This window comes from Gimesia aquarii (genome assembly GCF_007748175.1).
Taxonomy (GTDB): Bacteria; Planctomycetota; Planctomycetia; order Planctomycetales; family Planctomycetaceae; genus Gimesia; species Gimesia aquarii_A.
In genome coordinates, this window is record NZ_CP037422.1 from 3,668,139 (window position 1) to 3,692,997 (window position 24,859).

Consider the following 24,859-nt stretch of genomic DNA (forward strand, 5'->3'; position numbering starts at 1 on the left):
GGAACAGGCCCAGTGAGGTGGGAAAAAATGAACCTGCTAATCTACATGACTACAAAAAAATTATTATGTAAAACAAAATATATTAAGTAGAAAAAGTCTTATTTACTTAGAAGTTGGGAACTCAGAATAAAACCTGAGCTCCCGCCTCCTGTTCTCGGTAAAGCACTAAAACGAAATCTGTTCTAGTCTTTTTTCTCAAATTCTGCATCAATTACATCTTCTTCCTCAGCGGGAGCAGCAGCGTCTCCGCCCTCGGCGGAAGTACTATCGGCTCCTGCAGCCTGACTCTCTTTATACATCTGCTCTGTAAAAGCATGAGTTGCCTGCTGTAATTCCTCGCAGGCAGAGTTGATTGCCGCTGCATCTTCAGTACCGATCGCATCGTTCACTTTTTTCACTGATGCCTCAATCGCTGACTTGGAAGAATCATCAATTTTCTCAGCGTGTTCTTTCAACAGTTTCTCTACTTCATAAATCAGTCGAGACCCATTATTCTTGGCTTCAGCCAACTCGAATTTTTTCTTATCTTCATCGGCGTGGGCTTCTGCCTGTTTCTGCATCTCTTCAATTTCGGTTTCAGACAAACCACTGGACTGCTCAATCCTGACAGAAGTTTCCTTACCTGTAGCAACATCTTTTGCCGAGACATTTAAAATTCCATTTACATCAATATCAAATACCACTTTAATCTGTGGAACTCCACGAGGTGCTGGTGGAATTTCTTCCAGATTAAACTGCCCCAACAAACGGTTGTCGGTAGCCATCTGCCGTTCTCCTTGGAAAACGCGGACTGTAACGGCAGTTTGGTTGTCGGCTGCTGTCGAAAATACTTGGTCCTTGGTCACAGGAATGGTTGTGTTACGTTCAACCAGTTTCGTCATTACGCCCCCTTCGGTTTCGATTCCCAAAGACAGCGGAGTGACATCTAACAGCACAACATCCTGGACGTCGCCAGAAATAATACCACCTTGAATAGCAGCGCCAATAGAAACCACTTCGTCAGGATTCACTCCCTTGTGTGGCTCTTTCCCAAAGATTTTCTTAACGAATTCCTGAACTTTGGGAACACGCGTTGATCCACCAACCAACACAACTTCATCGATTTGACTCGAATCAAGTCCTGCATCTTTCATTGCTTGTTCAACAGGCTTTCGACAACGCTCTACAAGAGGATCAATCAACTTCTCAAACTCAGAACGGGTGATCGCCATTTGCAAGTGTTTTGCGCCTGAACTATCTGCAGTAATAAAAGGCAAATTAATGTCTGTTGATTGAGAAGAAGACAATTCTTTCTTCGCTTTTTCAGCGGCTTCGCGTAAACGTTGTAATGCCATTGCATCATCTCGCAGATCTATTCCCTGCTCTTTCTTGAACGCATCTGCAATATGATTGATCAACTCTTCGTCAAAGTCGTCCCCCCCCAGATGACCATCACCATTCGTGCTCAGAGTCTCAATGATTTCATCGCCGACTTCCAGAACGGAAACGTCAAACGTTCCACCCCCAAAGTCGAACACGACAATTTTTTCGTCGTTCTTCTTTTCCAAACCGTAGGCCAGTGCAGCGGCTGTCGGTTCATTGATAATTCGCGAAACTTCCAAACCAGAAATCTGTCCCGCGTCTTTGGTCGCTTGTCGTTGAGCATCATTGAAATAAGCGGGAACAGTAACGACCGCTTTGTTGACTTTATGTCCCAGATAGCTTTCTGCGGCTTCTTTCAATTTCCGTAGAATCGAAGCTGAAATTTCTGGCGGGGTGTAGGTTTTACTACCTGCCTCTATTTTGACATAGTCTTCAGGTCCACCAATAATTTTATAGGGGACAATTTTTTCTTCGCTCTGCACTTCGTTGTGCCGACGTCCCATAAATCGCTTTACGGAATAAACGGTATTCTTGGGATTAGTCACAGCCTGACGTTTTGCCGGCTCTCCCACGAGCGTCTCCCCTTTATCGGTAAATGCGACAACACTAGGGGTAATCCGATTCCCTTCTAAGTTAGGAATCACTTTGGCTTCCCCACCTTCCATAATGGAAACCACTGAGTTTGTGGTTCCTAAATCAATTCCAATGATCTTTTCACCTTGAGACGACATTCGAGTTTCCCCTCTTTCTTTATTCCTAATTCAGATCTGTACTAGACACTGTCGCAAAACGAAATCCACTGTCATGTACATCAATCGTATGCTTCTTATGATTTCAATCAGTAAGCTAGCCGGAAACCAGCTGATTACTTACTTAGCAATGTATGTGCCAAGACGATTCTAACATCTAACACAAAACTCTAAACAACTTAATAATAAGCACTTACAAACCAAATAGTTTTCGCGAACTGAAAATCCAAACCATTAAGAATGCCATATTGGCACCCTCAATAACCAAGCCTGCCTGCACGTCAGAATGACATATTGGCAGTTTATATAAACAAGCTCTTAGAATAAACGCTAAACACTTCAGAGGTAAGGCTCAACCGCTTGACAGCCCTTAATTACGGCGGTACAAACTAGAACAATTGAAGACTAAGTTGATTTTTTTTGAAAATCAATTCAAACAGTATATAAAGTTTTCAGTTTTCGTCTGACAACCTAAATGCTTGTTAGGTAATGTCTTACAATTTTTAAATAAGATTGTTGATCGGGAGAAATCCCAAACTGAGAAGCTCTGAAGGGATTGTAATCCAATTGTGAAACTGGCAGTAAGCATCAAGGCACGACCAGGGAGGGCATGTGATCTGGCTGCGGTTAATTTTCTGAGAGACAGAAACGAGACTCACATCCTGAAAGATTCCGATGGCCAAGAAAAAAGCGGTTAAAAAAGCCACCTCAACAAGCAAATCGAAGGCGGCAGTAAAAAAACAACCAGCCCAAAAGCAACCAGCCCGAAAAAGCAGTAGCAGTAAAAGAAACCCGGCCTCAATACAGTCCGAGTTAAAGAAAATTGACCGTGAAATTGTAAAATTGGTCAATAAACGCTGCTCAATGACGATAAAACAGATCAAGTCAGATCCTGATCCACGGGCTGCCATGTTTGACCCCAAGTCAGACGAAGAACTCCGCGAATTCATTGAAAAGCTGAATTCATCTGGACCACTTACCAATAATGCGGTTCGAGGAATCTTCCGGCAAATTTTAAGTTCTGCTCGCAGACAAATCCACCCACAGCGAGTTGCCTATCTTGGACCAGCGTATAGCTATACCCATTTGGCAGCACTGGAGCGTTTTGGGGAAGAAGCTGACATGGTTCCCGTGAATACAATTGGCGCAGTCTTTGAAGAAGTAAATCGGGGTAACACCGAATTTGGTGTCGTACCCATAGAAAACAGTACCGATGGACGCGTCGTCGACACACTCGATATGTTTACCAGACTTCCTCTCAGAATTTGTGGAGAAGTTCTGATCGCTGTTCATCACAACCTGCTGGCACGTTGTGAACGCAGTGAAATCACGGAAATCTACAGTAAACCGCAAGCACTATCCCAGTGTCGTGAATGGCTTTCGAGAAATATGCCACAAGCACACTTACATGAAGTGACCAGCACTTCAACTGCAGCCCAACTAGCTGCGACGAAACCAGGTGCAGCTGCCGTTGCCAGCCATCAAGCATCAGTCGAATATGATCTTCAAATTATCGTCGAAGGAATAGAAGATAACACCAACAATGTAACCCGTTTTGCTGTCATCGGCGAAGAAGTCTGTGAACCAACGGGCAAAGATCGAACTGCCATTCTAGTGCATATTGCTCATAAAGCGGGTTCGCTAGCCGATACGCTGCAAATATTCAAAAAGAACAAAGTCAATCTTACCTGGATCGAATCCTTTCCCTTACGAGGTGAAGAACCAGGGTATCTCTTCTTTATTGATTTCGAAGGGCATATTCAGGAAGCCCATATTAAAAGAACCATCAGTGAACTCGAAAAACGAGTGGTACGTCTGGAAACAATGGGTTCTTATCCACGCAGTGGCATTTTGGAATAACCACCTTTTTATCAGCAGTCTCCTTGATTTGCCCTCATAATTCGTGAAATCCAGACAATAAGGGTTACATTTCAGGTTTTTCAGCTGGTATCCTTGAATCACTGCTTCTGACTCAATAACTTATCCAGCACAAAATGTCCTCTCTGAAGTCAAAATTCCGTATGCCGATGCTTTACAATACGGATAATTTCTCACTTCTCTTTCATATTGAAAGCGAAAGAGAAGTCAAGAACTAAATAAAAGACAGAGAACCTTCAGCACATTTACTTCATTTAATTAGCAGGATGAATCATGCGTCGCTTTATTGTAGCTGGCAACTGGAAAATGAATACCACCAAAGACACTGGATCACAATTGGCCCAAGCTTTGGCAGCTGAAGTTCCAAAAGAAAAGACAGCGGTTGAAGTGCTGGTTTGCCCCCCCTTTCCTTACCTGAGCACAATCGGTGATATCGTAAACGGATCGGGAGTCGGTTTTGGTGCCCAAAATTGTTATCATGAATCGCCTGGCGCATTCACGGGCGAAATTTCAACTGAAATGCTCTCTGATGTGGGTTGTCGCTCAGTCATACTTGGACATAGTGAACGACGACATATCCTCAAAGAAACCGACGCTGATATTAATTTAAAAGTAAAAAAAGCCCTCGATGCTGGACTTCAGGTTGTTTTGTGCGTCGGAGAGCTGCAAAGTGAACGTGAATCTGAACAGACCGAGGCTGTCCTCGACACCCAGATGACAGGTGGTCTGGAAGGTGTTAACTCAGCTGCCTTTGACAAAATTGTGATCGCTTATGAACCAGTCTGGGCAATCGGAACTGGCTTGACTGCCACTCCCGATCAGGCAGAAGCGGCTCATCAATATCTCAGAAACTGGCTCAAAGATCACTACTCTGCAGAGATTGCTGATTCAACGCGAATTCTCTATGGGGGCAGCGTCAAACCTGATAACGCGAAAGAATTACTCTCTCAGGAAAATGTGGATGGCGCCCTGGTTGGGGGAGCCAGCTTGAAAGCTGAGCTTTTTATCCCTATTATTCAGGCAGCCGTTGAATTAGCAGAGAGTTAATTTAAGCTGGCAATTTCTCTCGATTCGTCTCTACTCGAGTTACAGAATCGATTTACAGATCGTAGCTTACTACGGTATGATACGCTGAAATTATCGTTTCTTCTCAGAAAATCGTCCGCACTATTTAAATAAATATCATTCGTGATCGCCACAATAGGATAACACAATGCTGCTTTCATACTTGATGATGACCCTGTTGATGTTCTTAGGGATTCTTTTGATCATCATTATCTTGCTTCAAAAAGGACGCGGTGGTGGATTGGCGGGCGCCTTTGGTGGCTCTGGTGGACAGAGTGCTTTAGGAACCAAAGCCGGTGATGTGTTTACCAAAATCACAGTCATCATGGCAGTCATCTGGGTCATCTTAGCTGGTGTATCCGGAATCGTGGCCAGAAATAATTCTGGCAGGTTTACAGGAGGCTCTGCGGCTGTGACTTCTGATAAAACAGAAATGAAGCCAGGTGAAGAGAATGCTCAGGATCCACTAATTACTGAAGCACCAGAAGATCCAAAATTCAATACAGACCTCAAAGACAAAAAAGAAGCTGAGGCTCCTTCAGAGTCAAAGACAGAACCAGCTCCAAAAGATGACGAAAAATCATCCACAACGAAATCAGAAGAAAAAACGGATACAGCCAAACCCAAAGATGCCACTACACCTGCAGAGAAAAAACAGGATACCCCTGCAGAAACTGAGAAGCCTAAGTCTGAACCAAAATCGAACTAGTCTTCGCGGCATAAATGAAATCAATTTAATGAGAGACTGTTCTCTTAACTTCCATCGATTCCTGTTTTCAGAAAAGAGTGTGTTGTGCTGCTAGGCATGACTGGTTTTGGAAGTTCGACAGCAGAAGATGACCGATTATCGGTCCAAGCTGAAATTCGAACCGTCAACAACCGTTATTTAAAAATATCGACCCGTTACCCGGATTTTTACGCAAAGCTTGGCAGTCAGATTGAAAAGCAATTGCGGAGTTCGATTACGCGCGGAACGGTTAATCTCACACTGAAAATCAATCATCTTGATCGAACGAGTGATTATTTACTGGATGAAGAGGTTGTCAAACAGTATTGGGAACAGCTGAAAAATATCACTCAGGCCTGTCACCTTCCACTTCCGGATGATCTTAATAGTCTGCTTTCCTTGCCTGGGGCTGTTCTTGACAACGACTCAAAATCACACACACCTGAATCGGATTGGCCATTGATCGAACAAGCACTTCGGGAAGCATTGGAAGATTTAACAGAATTCCGTAAAAAGGAAGGTGAGTCAGCACAAGCCGATCTTCTTGCCAGTAATCAGATAATCTGTGAACAACTAAAGATCGTAAAAGAAATTGCGCCACGTGTCGTTACCAACTATCGAGATCGATTACATCAGAGACTAAGCGATTTGCTCGAAGACCAGGAAGTCGACCTTGATTCAGACAGCCTGATTCGGGAAGTCAGCCTGTTTGCAGATCGCTCTGACATCAATGAAGAACTCAGCCGTCTGGATTGCCACCTGGAACAATTTGATACAATATTGAACGGCTCAACATCCCAGGGTAAAAAGCTGGAGTTTCTGGTTCAGGAAATGTTTCGAGAAATCAATACCATCGGATCTAAAGCCAATGATGTTGAAATCTCGCATGCTGTGATCGAGATGAAGCTTGCTGTCGAGAAGATTCGAGAAAACGTCCAAAACGTAGAATAACATATAAACTTGTCCATAAATATTCAACATCGAGACGACACAGGGATCGCTCTGGAGTTTTGTAACGTGTCAAATCCTCAAGCAGAAATACCAATCGTCGTACTCTCTGGACCGACTGCCAGCGGTAAAACCACGATCGTAAAACGGCTATTGCAAGAGTCTCCTGTCAAATTGATCAAAGCCATCTCAGCCACGACTCGTCCGATACGTAACGGAGAAATTGATGGCCAGGACTACTATTTCCTGACGCCAGAAGAATTTGAGGAACGACGGAAAAATAACGAATTACTTGAGTGCGAACAGGTACATGGGTTGGGATACTGGTACGGTACGCTAAAATCGGAAGTAGATCGCGCAGCCAAAGAAGGTGGCTGGCCCTTTCTCGAAATAGATGTTCAAGGTACATTGAAGCTTAAAGAACAGTTTCCACAGACCATGACGCTGTTTGTCAGAACGAGTTCTGATGAAGAATATGAAAAGCGAATTCGGGATCGAGGGACGGAATCAGAAGAAATTATCGAAAAACGGCTCGCAACGATCCGTAAGGAGTTGGAGTTGGCCGAGTATTATAATCATGTCATTATTAATGACGAACTGGATCGGGCTGTCAATGAAATTGGCACCATCCTGAAACAACGGGAGCAAGAAATCAATGCTGGAAGAATTTAAAGAAGAAGAGATCGTTAACAAAGTTGGCGGTCGATTTAAATTGTCTTCACTTATTCAGAAACGAATCGTCGCTCTCAACCGAGGGGCGCGGCCACTGGTTGAGATGCAAACTAAAAACCATATTGAAGTGGTCGTCAAAGAGATCATGGAAGATAAGATCTATCTGGATCAATCAGGCGAAGTTGCGATCAATGATGATGGAAGTCCTTTAGATGCAGTCGAATTTGATGATGCAGGTCCTACACTCGAAGATCTGATTTAATTGATTCATCAGATCCATTTGCTCCGGAAATTTACCCATGCAGGGGCGTGAAATTTTATTAGGTGTTTCAGGCGGGATTGCCGCTTATAAGACAGCTGACCTTACCAGTAAACTGGTCCAGAAAGGGGCGGCTGTCAGTGTAGTAATGACCAAGGCGGCCGAAAAGTTTATTGGAGCAACTACGTTCGAAGCATTAACTGGTCGCCCGGTATACCAAGGTAGTTTTTCCCCTAGAGAACATTTCCAGGGAGAGCATATTGGCCTGGCCCGCCGAGCAGAACTTTTTGTCATCGCACCGGCAACAGCGAATGTCATTGCTCAACTTGCTCATGGCCTGGCTGAGGATCTCCTTTCAACACTTACATTAACCTGTACTGCCCCCATCCTGATTGCCCCGGCGATGAATGCGGATATGTGGGCCAAGCCTGCAGTACAGCGTAATCTGCGTCAGATCAAAGAGGATGGAATTCACATCGTAGAACCGGGAGAAGGCTGGCTCAGTTGTGGGGTCATTGGAAAAGGCCGCATGGCAGAGCCTGCAGAGATTTTAACACGAATTGAAGAATTACTAAATTGATTCAAGACATTGCCGATCACTTTCAATTCGCTTGAAGTAAACGAAACTTATGAGAATTCTTATCACTGCTGGGCCCACCCGTGAATATCTTGATGACGTACGTTATCTTTCCAATGCCAGCAGTGGCCAGATGGGATATGCTTTGGCACATTCTGCGATTCAGGCCGGACACGAAGTAGCTCTTGTATCCGGACCGGTCAGGTTGCCTCCACCTGAAGGATGTGAAATCTATCATGTTGAAACGACGGATGAGATGTATGCCCAATGCGAAACCCTCTTCCCTGAATGTGATGGGGTTATCGGAACAGCGGCGGTCTGTGATTATCGGATTAAAACCCGTAAACCAGGTAAAATCGCCAAAACCGGCGAAGCGATCACTTTGGAACTGGTAGAAACGATTGATGTACTAGCCGAACTGGGGACACAGAAAGGCCACCGCTGGGTGATTGGCTTTGCTCTGGAGTCACAGGATGCTCGCTTCAATGCAGTCCGCAAACTCTACAGCAAAAAATGCGATGCGATTGTCCTCAACGGCGTGAATGCCATCGGTTCCACTGAAAATTATGTGGAAGTCATCGATCAAAGCCAGGAAACCGTCGCCACTTATTCTGGTGAGAAATCTCAAGTAGCAGAATCACTCATCTCCTGGGTACAAGCACACATCGCTGGAAAATAATGCGAAAGCCGATGCTACCAATCTAGTGGTAGAAACAGGGGACAGTAAACGGACCTGAACTCAGAAGCCCCGGTATCAGAAATGACAAACGTTACAATCTGTTCTATTCGCACAACCAGTCCTTTCAACTTCAACTGTCTTTACTAACCCGATCAACCCGCTCGTATGAGGCAGAAACGCAACATAGTTTGTTGAGTTTTTCCGACATGCCCGTCGTTCGTGTGCTAGGTTTGAATAGTTAAGGAAATCAACATCTAGCAGAAAACATACTTTTGTTTGGTACGTCTCAATTCCCCCTGATTGAGACAATAGTCGTGAAAATGTTCCCGTTTGTTGATGTTCTTGGGTTTACTCGCAAACGGGAACAATTTTCTTTCCATGCAAAAATCTAATGCCTTCTGAAAAAAGTAAGCACTTTTTTGCGTTCGCTTTGCGCGCCGTTGATTTCATTTTTTAAATAAATTGGCCTCCATTTTTTGTATAGATTTGCAGGTTGGTCGTCATGATCGACATTCAACGGTTCAAAACAGATTTAATTGCGCTTGGGTTGCTGGCAGTCACAGTCTTTCTCGGACTGAGTCTCTTCAGCTATGACCCCGCTGATCCTCCTGCGCAACTGGTCTACCCTGTCCGTGAAGCCGCTCAAAATCTGTGTGGAACTACAGGAGCCCATGTCGCTCATCTTTTGCGAACCGGCTTTGGTGTAGGTGCCTGGGGAATCTTTCTGGCGTTGATCGTGATTGATATGCGTATGTTTTCACGTCAACAGGCAGTTGGCGCGATGGTAGAACTCTTTGGACTTGCGCTGATTTTAGCCTCGGTCTGTATTGTCAGTCAAATGATGTTAGGCAATAACAGCACGACACCTCTGATTGGCAGTGGTGGTTATATTGGTGCACTTGGATTCTCATTTTTGGAAGCAAAATTTTCTGTTGCTGGTTCCTTAATTCTGTTAGCTTCCATGTTTTTTGCAGGGCTCTTATTAACAGCTGATACGATGCCTGTCCGGTTTCTTTTTTCCTGTCTCTCATTTCCGTTTCGAATTTTAAGCCGTGACCCTTCAGAATTGGAGGAAGAAGCTGAAGAAGAATACGAAGAGGACGAAGACGAAGATGTCGTCGCTGAAGATGAAGAAGAAGAGTATGAAGAAGAAGTCGTTGCCGCTCCAAAACTGAAAAAAGCGAAAGTTCGAAAACCGATCAAAGTGAATCCGCCAGCGGGCCTTCGCCTGTCGCGCGAGCCTCGACCCATCGAGCAAAAAAAAAACAGCTCGTATAAGCTGCCCGGGCTAGAACTTCTGGAAGAAGCGGAAAACTTTCCATTTGAGTTATTAGCGAAAAAAGCGGAAGAAGCAGCCGAAGTTTTGGAAAATACATTCGCCGATTTTGGCTTGGATATTCAAGTTTCTGAAATCGATACCGGTCCCGTTTTAACTCTATTCGAACTCAATTTGAAACCTGGATTACGTGTTGCCAAAGTGACAGCACTGGCTCATGACCTCGCGGTCGCCTTACGAGTGCCATCAGTGCGAGTTGTGCCTTCTATCCCCGGAAAAAATACGGTGGGTGTCGAAGTTCCTAACGAAAAGCAAGTCATGGTACGTTTGAAAGAACTGATTGAGGCCTGTTCTCAAGAAGCAGATCGCAATCGAATTCCACTATTCATGGGTAAAGACGTGAGTGGCCGCCCTCTGACAGCTGACCTGTCTAAACTGCCTCATCTATTGATTGCAGGACGTACTGGAACAGGTAAAAGTGTCTGTCTCAATACACTCATTCTTTCGTTACTGATGACGCGGACTCCCAACGAAGTCAAGATGTTGATGATCGACCCAAAAATGGTGGAGTTAAGTGGTTACAAGCGAATTCCCCATTTGATGCACCCTGTAATTACCGATATGAAAAAAGCGGAAGCAGTTTTGGCGTGGGCTGTCGACAAAATGGAAGAACGCTATGACCTTCTCGCTCGCTGTGGTGCTCGGAACATTGAAAGCTTCAACAAACTCGGAAAACAAAAAATCTTAGAGCTGGCTGACATTGATCCTGATTCAGAAGAAGCACAGCAAATGCCAGAAAAAATGCCTTCCATCGTGATCGTTGCAGATGAAATTGCAGATATGATGATGACATCAGGTAAAGATGTGGAAGCACACATTATCCGTCTGGCTCAGAAATCGCGGGCTGTGGGCATTCACCTGGTACTCGCAACTCAAAAACCAACCGTCGATGTCATTACAGGGCTGATTAAATCTAACCTCCCTGCCCGAATTTCGTTTCAGGTTGCCAGCCGTGGTGATAGCCGTGTGGTATTGGATGAAAATGGTGCTGATGCTCTGCTCGGCAATGGTGATATGCTCTACCTGGCTCCCGGAACCAGTAAACTGACTCGTGCTCAAGGAGCCTACGTGAGTGATGAAGAAATCGAAAATGTAATCGACTTCTTTGGCGATATGGAACCAGAATACAGTCCAGAACTGGCTCAAATCACAGCCGCAAACTCAAAGAAGAATAATGGTGGTGAGTCTGAACGTAAAGAGGACAGCCTGTATAATGAGGCAGTTGAAGTGGTTATTCGCGAAGGCCGCGGCTCTGTTTCTCTATTACAACGAGCACTTGGAGTAGGCTATGGTCGTGGTGCCCGTTTGATCGATTACATGGCAGAAGATGGTATTGTCGGTGAGTACAACGGCTCACAGGCACGTGAAGTCTTGTATACAATCGATGAATGGGAAGCCGCAAAGCAAAACGACTTCCAAGACGATTATGAAGAAGAAGAATACGAAGAAGAGTTCGTATAACGCGGCATTTCGCCCTATTATTCTTTACTTATTGCCTTAAAAGATGTCTGAAGTCGTGAATTCTGTTTGACTACCACAGCCGCTCTGCTTATGATCTTTCCATTACAAAGCGTATAATTAGCCATTTTCACTAGGATTAGAAGGTCTTTTCGTCAATGATGCCTGTTTCAAATATCGTCTGCGTCAGCAGCATTATTATTATTTGCGAAATTACAGGCTCACTATGACTTGAGGATCATTATCAATTTAACAGATTTTCAGAACCTCAGGTCACAACCTGAGGTTTTTTTATTGCATTGACCAAGACTCATCAAGGACTGTGACAAGATAACCTGAAAGAAAATAACAGGAGATCATTTCATAGTGCAAAAGGTTTATTTTTAGTGTGACTCGAACAGGATACAGTCTAAATCAACCAGCGACTCTTGAATTTTCAAAGAATAACAGAAAAAGAAAGCCCCTAAGATGGCCCGAATTCAGATGTATGACACAACTTTGCGGGATGGCAGCCAGGGAGAAGGCATCAACTTCTCATTGGAAGATAAGCTGCAAATTACCGTAAAGCTTGATGAAATGGGCTTCGACTATATTGAAGGTGGCTATCCGCTTTCAAATCCCAAAGACACAGAATATTTCCAGCGCGTCGCAGAAATGGATCTGAAACACGCTAAAGTCACTGCCTTTGGAATGACACGTCGTAAAGATATTGCCGCAAAAGATGATGTTGGCATGCAGGCACTCCGCGACTCCCAGGCACCCGTTGTTACTATCGTCGGTAAGACTTGGGATTTGCATGTCACAGAAGTTCTACGAGTGAGTCTCGAAGAGAATCTGGCCATGATTACAGATTCAGTCTCCTTCATTAAATCGTGCGGACGTGAAGTGATCTATGACGCGGAGCACTTCTTTGATGGATTTCGAGCGAATCCGGATTACGCTTTAAAAACGATTAAGGCAGCTGCCGAAGGTGGCGCAGATATCATTATCCCCTGCGATACGAATGGCGGAAGCCTGCCTGAAGTCATTGCCAAATATCTCGACCTCGTTCGAAGTGAGTTGAAAACCCCTCTGGGCATTCACTGTCACAACGATTGTGATGTCGCAATAGCTAACTCATTAACTGCGGTAGAGCATGGAGCCGTACAAGTTCAGGGTACGGTCAATGGAATCGGCGAGCGTTGTGGAAATGCTGATCTGATTAGTGTGATCGCCAATCTAGTCACAAAACAGGAAGGCCATTCGGTTCTACTTGACAACAATTTACATAATCTGACCGAACTATCGCGCTATGTTTACGAACTGGCAAATATGAATTTTCGATCGAGCCAACCGTTTGTTGGTAGTAGTGCCTTTGCACACAAAGGCGGCATGCACGTTCACGCCGTCAATCGTATCGCCAGAAGTTACGAACACATCGAACCGGAAGTGGTTGGTAATGAGCGGAAAGTACTTGTCAGTGAGCTGTCCGGCCGTTCCAACATTGTCGCAAAAACGACAAAATATAAACTCGATCATGATCCAGAGCTTCTTACCAAAATCTTGGAAAAGGTTCAGGATCTGGAAAACATCGGCTATCAGTTTGAAGCGGCGGAAGCCTCGTTCGATCTGCTCGTCAAAAAAGTCGCAGGAACATTCACACCTCACTTCGAGAAAATTCATTATCGAGTCAATGTTGAATCAGATCACACTCATGAACCGCTTACAGAAGCGACCATTAAACTAAACGTCAACAGTCATCAGGAACATGTTGTCGGCGAAGGCGATGGTCCTGTCAACGCATTAGACACGGCACTCCGCAAAGCCCTCTGCCCTGCTTACCCAGCACTCGAAAAGATGCATCTGGTTGATTACAAAGTACGTGTCATCAACTCTGCAGAGGGCACTGCCGCCCGCGTACGAGTAGTCATTGAGAGTAGAGATGAACACGATGTCTGGAGCAGTATCGGAGTCAGTGAAAATATCATCGAAGCGAGCTGGCTGGCACTCGTAGATAGCGTCGAATACAAGCTCTATAAGGATAAAGGAACTTTTTCCGACTAGAATGCAGAAACCGCGACCTTCAATAATGCCCGCAACAACTATTTTTGCTATATCTGAGTCTGATCAGTCATGTTTAGCTGCTCCGACAGGCTCTATTCATTGACGAATGATACTCATACATCAACCAGGTCCCTCAAACCTCAAACAAGACTCAATAGTAACTCATGACCGAATCGCTTGATAAACAATATCATCCTGAGAGTGCACAAGAGAAATGGTATCAATTCTGGGAAGAGAAAGGCTATTTCCACGCCGAACCGAACCCGGAAAAACAACAACACACGATTATGATTCCGCTTCCCAACGTTACAGGTGCCCTGCATATGGGTCACGCGTTGAATGGAACTCTGCAGGATCTGATTACCCGCTGGCGTCGGATGGAAGGATATGAAGCGCTCTGGATGCCGGGAACCGATCATGCTGGCATCGCGACACAGGCGGTTGTTGAACGCCGCATGAAAGAAGAAGAAAATCTGACTCGCCACGATATCGGACGTGATGCATTAGTAGAGCGTATCTGGGAATGGAAAGACCAGTATGAAAAACGAATTCTAAATCAATTACGTAAACTGGGAGCCAGTTGCGATTGGCAGCGTACGCGTTTCACACTGGATGAGATGTGCTCCAAAGCAGTGAGACGCACATTTCTGAAACTCTTTTCCGATGGTCTGATTTTTCGTGGTAAACGCCTGGTAAACTGGGATCCATTCTTGCAAACCGCCGTTGCCGATGATGAGGTGTTTTCAGAAGATGTCGATGGACAGTTCTGGACGTTCCAATATCCGGTAGTCGATAGTGATGAACGGATTTCCTTTTCTACCACACGCCCTGAAACAATGCTCGGTGACACAGCGGTCTGTGTGCATCCTTCAGATGAGCGGTATACTCATTTAATTGGAAAAAACGTACGCATTCCATTAAACGGACGTGAAATCCCGATTATCGCAGACGCTTTACTGGCAGATAAAGATCTGGGAACCGGAGCCGTCAAAGTCACTCCCGCCCATGATCCGAATGACTATGCTTGTGGATTGCGAAATGATCTGGAATTGATCAACATTCTCAATCCTGACGGAACCATCAACGAAGCCGGTGAAGACTATGCAGGGCTAGATCGTTATGAAGCACGCAAAAAAATCGTCGCTGATATGGATCAATTGGGCTTCTTCATTGAAGTGGAAGACCGTCTGATTCCGGTCAAACATAGCGACCGTTCGAAAACTCCGATCGAACCTTATTTGTCGGATCAATGGTTTGTCAAAATGGACACCTTGGCTCAGTCGGCCATCGATGCTGTTGAAGATGGTCGTGTGCGATTCTTCCCCAGTCGTTATTCCAAAACTTATCTTGACTGGCTCAAGGAAAAACGAGACTGGTGCATCAGCCGTCAACTCTGGTGGGGACACCGTATCCCAATCTGGTATTGTGAAACCTGTTCTGAGGAAGATCTCAAACAGGCATTTGATGACCGCTATGATGTAAGCTACCGGCGTGATGATGAAGATACCTGTTGGCTCATCTGTAGTGAAACTGATCTGACGGGCGATGAGCTGGGAGCCGACCATCAATTAACGCAGGATGAAGATGTGCTGGATACCTGGTTCAGCAGCGCCTTATGGCCACATGCCACACTTGGCTGGCCTGATAAAAATCCGGACCTGGATTACTTTTATCCGGGAAGTGTTCTCGTCACCAGTCGGGATATTATCACACTCTGGGTTGCCCGAATGGTGTTGACCGGTCTCTATAATATGGACGATATTCCTTTCAAACATGTCTGTATCCATCCTAAAATTCTCGATGGTTTTGGTCAGACAATGTCCAAATCAAAAGGAAACGGCGTAGACCCGATGGACCTCATCGATAAATACGGCGTCGATGCCGTGCGGTTTACGATCGCCTCATTTGCTGGAGAAACCCAGGATGTCAGACTGCCCGTCGGATACGAAGATCCGGAAACTGGTGAAGTTGTACCTCAGACTCTAAAACATCAGAAAACCATTCCCGCGGGTGGTGAGAAACCACGCATCAAATTCCCTAAGAGCGGAAAAACGTATCAGTACACCAGCCCCTGGTTTGACCCCGATCCAGGTGAAAAAGTGGCTCGTATCGTGAGTGAACGTTTTGAGTATGGTAGAAACTTCTGCAATAAACTCTGGAACGCGAGCCGCTTTGCAATGCTCAATCTTGAAGGGTACACCCCTGCTCCACTAAATGAAGCTGATTTAACAATGGAAGACCGCTGGATCTTGAGCCGTCTCTCCAGTGTTGCGGAAGAAATGACAACCGTTTTAAATCGTTATCAATTTGACGTCGCAACTCGCGCCATTCGCGACTTTACCTGGAACGAATTTTGTGACTGGTATCTCGAAATGATTAAACCCCGTCTCTGGGATAAAGATCAAAAACCGGCTGCTCAGCGAGTATTAGTAGGCGTACTCGATTCACTACTGCGGCTGCTCCAGCCTTTTGTACCATTCATTACTGAAGAGCTTTGGCAACGCTTGAATGAAATTGCCCCCGAACGCGGATTATTCAATCCGGAACCAGCTGTGGAAAGTGTGACGATCGCTGCCTGGCCAGAACCACCAAAAGGCTGGCAAGATTCCCAGTTGGAAAAACGCTTCGAACGTCTGCAGGAAATGATCGTCGCGGTTCGTAATATTCGTGCCGTTTACAAAATCTCACCTTCAGTACCACTAAAATTATTCCTACGCTGTGAATCTGAGGTGGCTGATGACATGCAAAATGTTGCCAGCCAATTTGATAATTTAGCAAAAACACTATTGGAGTCGGCCGGGGCTGACGTACAACGTCCCAGTGGGTCAGCCACGTTTTCTCTAAATGATGTCGATGGCTTTATTTCACTGGAAGGTGTGATTGATCTAGAAGCAGAACTGAAACGCCTGGAAGTAGAAGCAGAAAAACAAAAGAAACACATCGAAGGAACTGAGAAAAAACTGGCCAACAAGAACTTTGTTGATCGAGCGCCGGCTGAAGTCGTTGAGGGTGTCAAAGAGACCCTAGCTGGATTACAAAAAAAACATCAAAGTATCCTCGAGACAATCGCACAATTAAAAGAAAAATAGTGAAAGTTTCCGGCTATCATTTCATTAGAATCCTGTTGTGCTGCCATTGGGCGGTGTATAATAATCATACTAAAATAAAGACGTTCTGATTCAGGAATATTTAACTCATTCTGGTTGGCTGTGTTATTTTCTCTGCCCGACCACAGGAGGCTCTCTTGCTTGTTGAAATGGAGTTATCTCGCATTATTATCAGCGAGATTGGTGACCAGCAGGTGATTTATCTGCGCGAAGTGAATGGGGAACGTATCTTTCCGATCCTGATTGGTATTTTTGAAGCAACTACCATTGACCGTCGCGTGAATCAGGAATTCTCACCTCAGCGTCCCTTAACACATGACTTGTTAAAAAATACGATTGAATCACTGGGTGGGAGGCTCACAGATATTGTGATCACACATCTGGAAGACCACACTTACTATGCAATGTTACGAGTCGATCAGAATGGAGAATTGGTAGAAATTGACAGTCGTCCCAGCGATGCGATTGCCTTATCGATTCATTACGATCCACCTGTTCCGATCTTCGTCCATGAATCCGTGCTGGAGCAGACTTCCAAGTAAACCACTAAAGGAATTCATAAAAAAACACTACGATAAAAAAGGCTCTTCCGATTATAGTCTTCGGAAGAGCCTTGTATTGATTTTCAGTATCTACTAGTTGCAATCCGCGACCAATGGTCCAGCCAATTCATCTAAAATAATCAGACGACCGGGTTGCTTTGTCATGTATGTGGAAGGAATCCAACTCGTCGGTTCGTGTCGTAATGTCATCCAGACGCTCATTCCCTGCCACTGCATCCCCCGTGAGAAGATACCATCACAGCCACCAATAATCTTATCGGCGTTCAGGAAACAGCCAGGGCCAATCGTGTTAGCATATGCGGGCACGAGAGTCGTGCGACTTTTGAAGCTTGTCACTGCATTCTGTTCGATGGTGAGCGGATGCAGTTTTGCACCAATCCGGTGAGTTTGAGCCTGCCACTCCTCTTCAGAATCGAATTCACCTGCAAATTGAGGTTCCCAGAACGCAATATGGCAGACTCGACCAATTCCAAAAATCACGCCCAGTTTTGCACCCGCTGATCGCAACTCACCAATTTTATCGGCATAGGTTGGTAGTACATCTGCGGTAGCAAAGTGCCTTTGGCTCTCAGGAACAGTCAAATCACCCAGGGGGCCATAAAAGGCATCCTTCATTGCGAACTGAAATGCTCCCGGATTGGTAGGAGGCAATGTGTTTCCATCCGCATCACTCCATTCATCCATGTTAAATCCGTAAACATGATCACAGGAAACGCCCCACTCTTTCAGGAAGAAAACAGCCCAACGATACATACCCATTGGTCCCACAGGCAGAATCAACGCCAGTTTCTCTCCTGCATCGCGTGACTGCTTAATCGTTAATGCAATTTCATGGCCCATAATTGTATCGAAGTCGGTTACACTTCCACACATTACTGGTTCGAAGTCTTTGTGCCACCAAGACTGGCGATCTGTAATGGACGCCGGATCCGCGTTCATGCATTGATCAATTTTTGCCAGATCCCAGCCAGCTGGAAAATAACCTTCCATCATGGAACCGGCAATCGTACTCATTAAATCCATAACTGTTCCCTTCTCAATCCAAACTCACAATTTTTTCAAACTCTGGAAAACGTCAAAAACCCCTAATTTCTAACGATTATTTCAAAATTCGGTTTCAGGCGTGGATTTTAGCATAGACAGAAAATGAAAACAGGAAACAGAAGGCTATGATTTCATAAACAAAAGAATAATTAAACCAACACTTTAAGAGCGATAAACATCTTGAATTCTCTCATCGAAATAGTTCTAATAGATTTGCTGAATTGATTGTTCTCCCAGGCAATCAATCCTGCCTGAAAATGACCTTCCTTACAACCCGAATATTTTATCTTTACGATAATTATCAACCTGCCTGATTGAACAATAGAGTCCTCTCTGTTGTCATAAACAAGGGGCTTTTATTGATAAATGTCCAGACTGACTTTTTTGGAATTGAAAGCAATCCCTATATAGTCCGATGGATATTCTATTGAATAAACTCCCTTGCTGCGGTTCATCCAACCGGAGAAATAAAAACGATGAAAGTACTGATTGCCCCAGCCTGTACAGCTCTGGCTATGATTATTGGCTGGTTAGTTTATGAACAGTCTCTACAAGAGACTCAGACGGCTCCTAAAACCATCATCACCCAACCCATTGCCGTGCAGGTGACCCGTTCCACCGAAAAATCTCTTGAAAAGCGCATTAACCTCGTAGGTAATCTTGAAGCCGGATCACAAGTTGAGATTCGGACCAAGCACAGCGGGTACATTAAATCGATGCCATTTAATGTAGGAGATCAAATTAAGGCAGGGGATATCATTCTGGAGTTAGATGACTCTGAAAACCAGGAACTGGTCATTAAATCAAAAGCCGCACTCACAGTTGCGAAAGCACAGTTGAAGGCACAAATCACCGCTCAAGAACTGACTCAAAAAGAACATGAGAGATTATCACTGCTTAAAAAAACAGGAGTCAGCACGGTACAGCAAATGGAAGAAGCGGTCGCGAATATGGCCATCGCGAAAGCGCAGACGGAACTCGAACAAGCAAGAGTTGAACAGGCAGAATCGGGGCTTGAGCAAAGCCGCCTGCGTCTGCAGGAAAACCAAATCCTGGCTCCCACAAACGGCTTTGTGGCAGAACGTCTGGTTGACGTGGGTGATTTGGCCAAACCCGACGTCGCTTTGATGAAGATTGTCAATCTGGATACGGTCCGCACGATCGTGCATATCATCGAAAAAGATTATGAAGACGTCAAACTCGGCCAGAAAGCTGTCATTTCCGTAGACACCTTCCCCGATAGAACATTTTCCGGCCATGTTTTACGCAAAGCACCTGTGTTGGATCCACAGACGCGGACTGCTGCGGTACACATCGAAATCCCCAACAAAGATTTCTCATTGAAACCGGGCATGCATGCGCGCGTTCAAATTGTGTTTGAACAACGCCACAAAGCCAAAGTACTACCAGTCGCTTCCCTGACGCGCCGCAAAGATGGGCCTGGATCGGCAGTTTATATCATTGATGGAAACCCGCCGGTTACTGAAATACGTAACATTGAAGTCGGCATCAATGATGGTGAGCTGGTCGAGATTCTTTCCGGAATTAATTCGGGAGATCTTGTGATTACGCTTGGAAATCGACTTGTCGATGAAGGCCAAACAGTCACTCCCGTTGAAGTCCCCATGGACGAGGTTCTTCAATCACCACTGCCTTTGCCGCAGAAAACGAATTTGTGATTTGGATCGTCTTCTTTTAAATTGATGATCAATGATTGAAGATTAATATATGTCCCTGACAAGACTGGCAGTTCACCGACCGATCACGACACTGATGGCCTCTCTGGTATTGGTCATGCTGGGTTGTGTTTCGTTGTCACAACTGGCAGTGGACCTGATGCCGGATATTCAAAATCCAAGCGTGAGTGTGATCACGATTTACAAAGGTGCCGGCCCCAGTGAAGCAGAAACGCTCATTACACGCCCCATCGAACAAACTCTCAGTTCAGTCGCCGGCGTGGAAAACATTCTCAGCAGCAGCGTCGAGGGAAGCAGCACCGTTCGCCTGCAATTCCAATGGGGAACAGATCTGAATCTGGCGATCAATGAAGTCCGTGATTCGCTGAACAAGTTAAGAAATTCCCTACCTGAGGGTGCTGAGGACCCTTACATTCGCCATTTTGATGTTGCTGATAGCCCAATCATCTATTTCGGTCTTAATAGCGAACTCGACCCGATCACCCTGACCCGCGTCACAGAAAATCAAATTATTCCCCAGTTTGAGCAGTTGGATGGTGTGGCCCGAGTGCGCATGCGAGGAGGGATTGAACGAGAGATTCAGATCAATCTGGATCGGAGTAAACTTGAATCTCTGAACATGGGCGTCAATGAAGTCATCAACGCTTTACAGCAAGATAATATCAATCAACCCGCAGGAAATTTTGAAGAAGGACATCTCAATTTACATATTCGCAGCCAGGGAGAATTCACCAGCCTGGAACAAATTGAGAATACTGTAGTACGTGAAAAAGCAGGCGCGACCGTTCGCGTGCGTGATGTTGCCGATGTTGTCGACGGAGAAAAAGAACGTACCGAGTTAACTCGTATGAACGGGCAGCCCGGTATTCTACTCTACGTTTATAAACAGTCTGGCGCCAATACGATCAGTGTGAGCGACCTTGTTCGAAAGCAAATTGAGCGCGTTAATAAATCGTCTTCGGACGTAAATCTCAGTATTCGTGTTGATAAAGCTGAATTTATTCGACAATCGATTGCCAATATTCAAGAAGCGGCGCTTTATGGAATGGGCCTTGCGTTTCTAGTACTCATTCTCTTTCTACGAAGCTTCCGTAGCATGCTGGTGATCGGTGTATGTATGCCACTCTCTGTATTGGCAACATTTATTCTGATTTACTTTCAAGGTTTCACTCTGAATATCATCTCCTTTGGCGGCCTCGCTCTTGGTGTCGGTCTCCTGGTGGACAATTCGATTGTGGTTCTGGAAAGTATTTTCCGCAAACGGGAAGAAGGACTTGATCCTATTGCAGCTGCCATTGAAGGAACAGCTGAAGTTTCTGCTGCCATTGTTGCCAGCACATTGACGACACTCATTATCTTCCTGCCGTTGGTATTTATTCAGGGCGCGACAGGAATTCTATTACATCAACTGGCGTGGGTTGTTTCGTTCTCGTTAATCTGCTCTTTATTTGCTAGTCTGACACTGACTCCTGTGATGAGCGCTTACTGGATTCCGGCCGAGACAAAAAAAGTTCGCTCCAAATGGTCCAAACCCTGGTTTGCCACCATCGAAACCTTCCATAATACAAATCATAAGATTCTACTGTTTCTGGAACGAATTTATGAGCGAATTCTACGTTTCAGCTTAAAACACTCAACGATGACCGGTTTCACTTTATTAGTATGTTTCACCGCGACTCTAGGCTTATCTCCACGTATCAAAACTGAGTTTTTACCGAAGACAGATGAAGCAACCGTCAATGTATTTTCGAGAATGGCAGCCGGTATCCAACTCAAAAAGTTGGACCAGCAAACACGTATACTTGAACAGGCAACAATCAAATCAGTTCCAGAAGCAGTCGCCATCGCCTCATTCATCGGTGATAGTGCGGATGATGCAGACCGCTGGAATCGAACTACGTTGCGAATTCAACTCTCACCTCGGAGTGAACGAAAACGAGGTATCGAAGAGATTCGAAAAGCCCTCGATGATGCTATTGGTCCCGTTCCCGGCATGAAATTCCAGGTGAAAGCGCAAACGGAAATGATGCTGATGAGAATGATCAGCCGCAGAGGAGGTGGTGATCTGGTAGTCCAGGTTGCAGGGCACAATCTACAGCTATCACAAAAAATCGTAGAACAAGTCGTTGAGGTCATGAAACAAATCCCCGGTCTAATCAACGTGGAAGCGGAAATCTCAGACCAACGTCCTGAAATGACCGCTTCTATTGACCGAGATAAAGCTGGGCTTCTCAAAATTAGTGTGCAGGATATTGCACAGACCCTTGAAACTACGATTCAGGGAACTGAAGCGACTCTCTACCGCGAAGATGGCGATGAATTCTCGGTAGTCGTTCGGCTTCGTGAAACAGACCGCGATCGTCTTTCAGATGTACAACAAGTGGGTGTCACAACAGAAACAGGTCGTACGATTCCACTTAAAAATCTGCTGCAATTTAAAACTGATGAAGCACCTGTTGTGATCGAACGCCAGGACCAGCAACGTGTCTTAAGAATCTTTGCCGATGTGGAAGGCAGAGATCTGGGAAGTATCGTTCCCGAGTTAGAACAGCATTTGAACTCCATCCAAATTCCTGCAGGATTTTCAATTCGAGTCGCCGGTGACTGGGAATCACAACAGAAAAGTTTTGATGCATTAAAGCAAGGATTTGTCCTAGCCATCATATTGATGTATATGGTCATGGCTTCACAGTATGAATCGCTGAGAGATCCATTTTACATCCTGTTCTCTGTTCCACTTGGAATGATTGGTGTGATCTGGGTCTTTGTGTTTACTGAAACGACATTAAATGTTCAATCCTTCATTGGCATCGTCGTTCTTTCCGGTATCGTTGTGAACAATGCAATCGTGCTTGTGGATTACATCAATCAGCTCCGTAGACGCTTTCCCGACAAACCGCTTACCCAACTGATCATCCAGGCAGCCACTCGGCGATTTCGCCCCATTCTGATGACCACTTTGACCACAGTTCTGGCAATGATCCCCATTGCACTGGGCTGGGGAGAAGGCGGGGAATTACAGGCACCAATGGCTCGTGTTGTCGTAGGCGGGCTGTGTGCTGGTACGATTATTACGTTACTCGCCATTCCTTTGATTTATCAGACATGCACAGGGCCTGTTACAAAAAAAGTAAAAGAAAAGCATCAAGTACGCTCTGAAAATCCCCCCCTCGGTCAGGCAATAAAATCTACCTGAATATGACGGCAACCCCCGTCCTACGATAGCATCAAATCAGTCAGAATGTCTATAATACGCCACTAAAGGATGAGCAGACATTTCCGCTTCAGTTCTTGTGTTGCATACTACAATCAGATTAGCATCTATTTCATCTGTGGGCCCTTGGACAGTCATTCCGATTTATGATGAATCAAAAACCTTCTCTCATTTCCGAACCGATTCCTTACAAAACAATTTTTCCCTGGTTGCATCTATTTCGCATCTTTCGACTGGCCGTCGATTTTCAGAAAATAATGCTAGCTTCGGCAGCATTTTTACTTTTACTCCTGGGAAATCAACTGTTTAACACTCTTCCATTTGCCCCTCCTCAACAAGTAAGAGATGCAGAACAATTACTTCCACAAAACATCCAGTTCTATCCACAAACTTCGGATCGTTTTCTGCAACAGCGGCTAAATAGCATCAAGATACTAGGAGAGAATAGCAACTACACAATCTTTCATGAATTGAATGAAAGAACATTGCTGGAACCAATGTCATCTTTTACAAGGCCCGTCTTTACACTTTTTAATGTTGGAACCAATTGGAGTTCCCTCGCTTACGCCACGACGCAACTACTCTGGGCCGTTATCGTATGGTCCCTGTTTGGCGGAGCCATTACTAGAATTGCTGCCATTCAATTTGCTCAAGATGAACACATTGGACTCAGAGCCGCGTTACGTTTCTCATCGAAACGCATTCTTTCATTAGTGAGTGCTCCCTTGCTCCCTTTCGCCGGTATGGGATTTTTCTGGGTATTGTGCCTACTCATAGGCTTGCTCGGTTATATTCCAGGAGCCGGGGAAGTCATTGTTAGTTTGTTCTGGGGTCTTGCCTACCTGTTTGCATTTGTAATGAGTTTGATTCTGCTGGTTACCCTCGCTGGCTGGCCTTTAATGATGGCCACGATCAGTGTCGAAGACAGTGATGGTTTTGACGGGTTGAGCCGTATCTTCAGTTACCTGTTTGGCCGCATCTGGTATTTCCTCTGGCTCGTGATTGTCACCCTTTGCTATGGTGCTGTTTGCCTCTTCTTTGTGGAATTACTGCTCACATTTATCACCTACCTCTCTTACTGGGGAGTCACTTGGGGGCTAAGTGATGATACAACCAATCAATTATTTATGCCTAATCAGAATTCGCTCGCGAGAACCATTACTCTGGGATGGGGAAAGGTACTCAGTATTTTATTTTCCGGATTCATCATCAGTTTTTTCTGGTCGGCAAATACTGTTATCTATTTTCTATTAAGAAAGTGTGATGATGGGACTCCAATCGATCACATCTACAATGCAGATGCGGACGAAGAACAAGCAGCTGATCTCCCCTTAGCGGGCGTTGCTAAATCGGGAGAACCAGTGATTGAGCGACCTGTAAATCCAGAGCAATCAGAAGAAAAACCGGAAGACGAAGAAACGTCTTAGAAATAAGATATCAAGGCTAAACTAATAGTTAAAATTAATCTCTCTCATATCAGA

Annotated in this window: 17 protein-coding genes; 15 read left to right on the forward strand and 2 right to left on the reverse strand. The window is 45.1% G+C overall.

Annotated features, from left to right (window positions below; translation table 11 throughout):
* Nucleotides 1-182: 182 nt before the first annotated feature.
* Nucleotides 183-2,093 carry a molecular chaperone DnaK gene (gene dnaK / locus V202x_RS14120; RefSeq protein ID WP_145175947.1) on the reverse strand — a complete coding sequence of 637 codons (1,911 nt, stop codon included), beginning with the start codon at nt 2,091-2,093 and terminating at the stop codon, nt 183-185.
* 693 nt (nt 2,094-2,786) lie between these two features.
* Here dnaK and pheA point away from each other — a divergent pair.
* From pheA to V202x_RS14180, 12 genes are all read left to right on the forward strand, one after another.
* Nucleotides 2,787-3,971: a prephenate dehydratase gene (pheA, locus tag V202x_RS14125; protein WP_145175951.1), complete on the forward strand. Its 1,185-nt coding sequence runs from the start codon at nt 2,787-2,789 to the stop codon at nt 3,969-3,971.
* A 291-nt stretch (nt 3,972-4,262) separates the two neighbouring features.
* Nucleotides 4,263-5,036, forward strand: a complete 774-nt coding sequence (gene tpiA, locus V202x_RS14130; protein ID WP_197992866.1) for a triose-phosphate isomerase — start codon at nt 4,263-4,265, stop codon at nt 5,034-5,036.
* A gap of 166 nt (nt 5,037-5,202) precedes the next feature.
* Complete coding sequence (gene secG / locus V202x_RS14135) at nt 5,203-5,763, forward strand: preprotein translocase subunit SecG (RefSeq protein WP_145175957.1); 561 nt, start codon at nt 5,203-5,205, stop codon at nt 5,761-5,763.
* Nucleotides 5,764-5,847: 84 nt separating this feature from the next.
* Complete coding sequence (locus V202x_RS14140; RefSeq protein WP_145175960.1) at nt 5,848-6,732, forward strand: YicC/YloC family endoribonuclease; 885 nt, start codon at nt 5,848-5,850, stop codon at nt 6,730-6,732.
* A gap of 66 nt (nt 6,733-6,798) precedes the next feature.
* Nucleotides 6,799-7,401, forward strand: coding sequence for a guanylate kinase (gene gmk / locus V202x_RS14145; RefSeq protein WP_145175963.1), 603 nt, complete (start codon nt 6,799-6,801; stop codon nt 7,399-7,401).
* Nucleotides 7,385-7,663 carry a DNA-directed RNA polymerase subunit omega gene (locus V202x_RS14150; protein WP_144986948.1) on the forward strand — a complete coding sequence of 93 codons (279 nt, stop codon included), beginning with the start codon at nt 7,385-7,387 and terminating at the stop codon, nt 7,661-7,663. The genes gmk and V202x_RS14150 overlap by 17 nt, the downstream gene beginning before the upstream one ends.
* Before the next feature lie 37 nt (nt 7,664-7,700).
* Nucleotides 7,701-8,240: a bifunctional phosphopantothenoylcysteine decarboxylase/phosphopantothenate--cysteine ligase CoaBC gene (coaBC, locus tag V202x_RS14155; RefSeq protein ID WP_145175966.1), complete on the forward strand. Its 540-nt coding sequence runs from the start codon at nt 7,701-7,703 to the stop codon at nt 8,238-8,240.
* Between the two features lie 49 nt (nt 8,241-8,289).
* Nucleotides 8,290-8,916, forward strand: coding sequence for a phosphopantothenoylcysteine decarboxylase (locus V202x_RS14160; RefSeq protein ID WP_145175969.1), 627 nt, complete (start codon nt 8,290-8,292; stop codon nt 8,914-8,916).
* A 502-nt stretch (nt 8,917-9,418) separates the two neighbouring features.
* Nucleotides 9,419-11,713, forward strand: a complete 2,295-nt coding sequence (locus tag V202x_RS14165) for a DNA translocase FtsK (RefSeq protein WP_145175973.1) — start codon at nt 9,419-9,421, stop codon at nt 11,711-11,713.
* Between the two features lie 465 nt (nt 11,714-12,178).
* On the forward strand, nt 12,179-13,753 hold the full coding sequence (gene cimA, locus V202x_RS14170; RefSeq protein ID WP_145175976.1) for a citramalate synthase: 1,575 nt from the start codon (nt 12,179-12,181) through the stop codon (nt 13,751-13,753).
* 164 nt (nt 13,754-13,917) lie between these two features.
* Nucleotides 13,918-16,842 carry a valine--tRNA ligase gene (locus V202x_RS14175; RefSeq protein ID WP_145175979.1) on the forward strand — a complete coding sequence of 975 codons (2,925 nt, stop codon included), beginning with the start codon at nt 13,918-13,920 and terminating at the stop codon, nt 16,840-16,842.
* A gap of 155 nt (nt 16,843-16,997) precedes the next feature.
* Nucleotides 16,998-17,402 (forward strand): bifunctional nuclease family protein, encoded by a 405-nt coding sequence (locus V202x_RS14180; protein WP_145175983.1) that lies wholly within the window; start codon nt 16,998-17,000, stop codon nt 17,400-17,402.
* A 93-nt stretch (nt 17,403-17,495) separates the two neighbouring features.
* Here V202x_RS14180 and V202x_RS14185 read toward each other — a convergent pair whose 3' ends face one another.
* Nucleotides 17,496-18,446 carry a glucosamine-6-phosphate isomerase gene (locus tag V202x_RS14185; protein ID WP_145175986.1) on the reverse strand — a complete coding sequence of 317 codons (951 nt, stop codon included), beginning with the start codon at nt 18,444-18,446 and terminating at the stop codon, nt 17,496-17,498.
* A 497-nt stretch (nt 18,447-18,943) separates the two neighbouring features.
* Here V202x_RS14185 and V202x_RS14190 point away from each other — a divergent pair, with 497 nt between their 5' ends.
* The 3 genes from V202x_RS14190 (at nt 18,944) to V202x_RS14200 (ending at nt 24,805) form a co-directional block, all read left to right on the forward strand.
* Nucleotides 18,944-20,146, forward strand: coding sequence for an efflux RND transporter periplasmic adaptor subunit (locus V202x_RS14190; protein WP_145175989.1), 1,203 nt, complete (start codon nt 18,944-18,946; stop codon nt 20,144-20,146).
* A 49-nt stretch (nt 20,147-20,195) separates the two neighbouring features.
* Entirely contained in the window at nt 20,196-23,360 is a 3,165-nt protein-coding gene (locus V202x_RS14195) for an efflux RND transporter permease subunit (RefSeq protein ID WP_145175992.1), read from the forward strand.
* A gap of 164 nt (nt 23,361-23,524) precedes the next feature.
* The gene (locus V202x_RS14200; RefSeq protein ID WP_145175995.1) at nt 23,525-24,805 is read left to right on the forward strand and encodes a hypothetical protein; all 1,281 of its coding nucleotides are present in this window, start codon (nt 23,525-23,527) and stop codon (nt 24,803-24,805) included.
* The last annotated feature ends 54 nt before the right edge of the window (nt 24,806-24,859 follow it).

Bases quoted from the DNA above. Each gene is read 5' to 3' on its own strand.
- dnaK (WP_145175947.1), bottom strand. From the start codon at position 2,093: ATGTCGTCTCAAGGTGAAAAGATCATTGGAATTGATTTAGGAACCACA.
- pheA (WP_145175951.1), top strand. From the start codon at position 2,787: ATGGCCAAGAAAAAAGCGGTTAAAAAAGCCACCTCAACAAGCAAATCG.
- tpiA (WP_197992866.1), top strand. From the start codon at position 4,263: ATGCGTCGCTTTATTGTAGCTGGCAACTGGAAAATGAATACCACCAAA.
- secG (WP_145175957.1), top strand. From the start codon at position 5,203: ATGCTGCTTTCATACTTGATGATGACCCTGTTGATGTTCTTAGGGATT.
- V202x_RS14150 (WP_144986948.1), top strand. From the start codon at position 7,385: ATGCTGGAAGAATTTAAAGAAGAAGAGATCGTTAACAAAGTTGGCGGT.
- coaBC (WP_145175966.1), top strand. From the start codon at position 7,701: ATGCAGGGGCGTGAAATTTTATTAGGTGTTTCAGGCGGGATTGCCGCT.
- V202x_RS14160 (WP_145175969.1), top strand. From the start codon at position 8,290: ATGAGAATTCTTATCACTGCTGGGCCCACCCGTGAATATCTTGATGAC.
- V202x_RS14165 (WP_145175973.1), top strand. From the start codon at position 9,419: ATGATCGACATTCAACGGTTCAAAACAGATTTAATTGCGCTTGGGTTG.
- cimA (WP_145175976.1), top strand. From the start codon at position 12,179: ATGGCCCGAATTCAGATGTATGACACAACTTTGCGGGATGGCAGCCAG.
- V202x_RS14175 (WP_145175979.1), top strand. From the start codon at position 13,918: ATGACCGAATCGCTTGATAAACAATATCATCCTGAGAGTGCACAAGAG.
- V202x_RS14185 (WP_145175986.1), bottom strand. From the start codon at position 18,446: ATGGATTTAATGAGTACGATTGCCGGTTCCATGATGGAAGGTTATTTT.
- V202x_RS14190 (WP_145175989.1), top strand. From the start codon at position 18,944: ATGAAAGTACTGATTGCCCCAGCCTGTACAGCTCTGGCTATGATTATT.
- V202x_RS14195 (WP_145175992.1), top strand. From the start codon at position 20,196: ATGTCCCTGACAAGACTGGCAGTTCACCGACCGATCACGACACTGATG.
- V202x_RS14200 (WP_145175995.1), top strand. From the start codon at position 23,525: ATGATGAATCAAAAACCTTCTCTCATTTCCGAACCGATTCCTTACAAA.